Source organism: Psychrobacillus sp. OK032, assembly GCF_900111345.1.
GTDB lineage: Bacteria > Bacillota > Bacilli > Bacillales_A > Planococcaceae > Psychrobacillus.
Map to the genome: position 1 here is coordinate 1 of NZ_FOGY01000041.1, position 1,047 is coordinate 1,047.

Consider the following 1,047-nt stretch of genomic DNA (forward strand, 5'->3'; position numbering starts at 1 on the left):
ATGGAACGCGGAATGCTTGGAAACTGGCACGTTCCGTGTGGAGTAGGGGAAAAGCTGGCGATAACCTCAAATGCTTACCTATTACTAACGGTTAGATTAAGAATTAGGGAAAAATTAAAGGGTAAAAACTACTATTTATCGTATCAAAGAAAAAGAAGAACCGTACTAATGATTTTTAATGGCATCAGGTTTAAGAACAATACTTTAACCGCTCGTTTTAGTATTAGAAAGAAATGTGCTCTACATGTGGATTATGCTCTACAAATGAAGGTTTTTGAGTTTATTAATGTTTAATATTGGCCACTTGTGGTCCACTTTCATTGATGAAATTCATTCGAATTCGAAAACGGCAGCGAGAAGGAATCGATGTGGCTTTGCAAAATAAAACAGTTTTTGTCTCGACCACAGGTTCCTCTATTACCGAAGAGTTAAACAAGCATATCACCGGCGAAATTCAACAGAGACAATAGTGTGATAGCAAAGCATTGCAAGAAAAGTTGTCAGGGAGTATTAAGAATCATTATATTTAATAGAAGAAACTCATGTTGGTTAAGATGAAGCGAATTTTACTTCACCCCAGCATTGACGTAGAACCTAATTTCCTAAAAAACAAAAAAGTCGTTACCGATTAATCGGTAACGACTTTTTTGTTTTTGCCCAGCGACGTCCTACTCTCACAGGGGGAATCCCCCAACTACCATCGGCGCTGAAGAGCTTAACTTCCGTGTTCGGTATGGGAACGGGTGTGACCTCTTCGCCATCATCACTAGACTTCTTCGGCTTTCAATACACCGCGCATTGCGTTGTCAACTTCATTCGTTCAGTCAGTCACGTACTTAAGTACGCTCCTTCCTTCTATCAATCGTTTCCTAGCACTGCTTGCGTCTTGAAACCCTCAAATTAGAGTGCTTATTCACTCAAAACTGGATAAAAGACATTTTCAACAAATAATTACATTTTGGTTAAGTCCTCGATCGATTAGTATTCGTCAGCTGCACGTGTCGCCACGCTTCCACCCCGAACCTATCTACCTCATCGTCTTTGAGG

At 40.1% G+C, this 1,047-nt stretch carries 1 protein-coding gene and 2 rRNA genes; 1 reads left to right on the forward strand and 2 read right to left on the reverse strand.

What is annotated here, in order from left to right; genetic code table 11:
• Window positions 1–294 (forward strand): hypothetical protein (locus BMZ04_RS22625; RefSeq protein ID WP_093277837.1); only part of this gene is annotated, 294 nt, incomplete at its 5' end.
• Between the two features lie 361 nt (window positions 295–655).
• Here BMZ04_RS22625 and rrf read toward each other — a convergent pair.
• Together rrf and BMZ04_RS21895 are read right to left on the reverse strand one after the other, a co-directional pair.
• Window positions 656–771, reverse strand: a 5S ribosomal RNA gene (gene rrf / locus BMZ04_RS21890).
• A 187-nt stretch (window positions 772–958) separates the two neighbouring features.
• Window positions 959–1,047: ribosomal RNA gene (locus BMZ04_RS21895) — 23S ribosomal RNA — on the reverse strand; the annotation flags it as partial.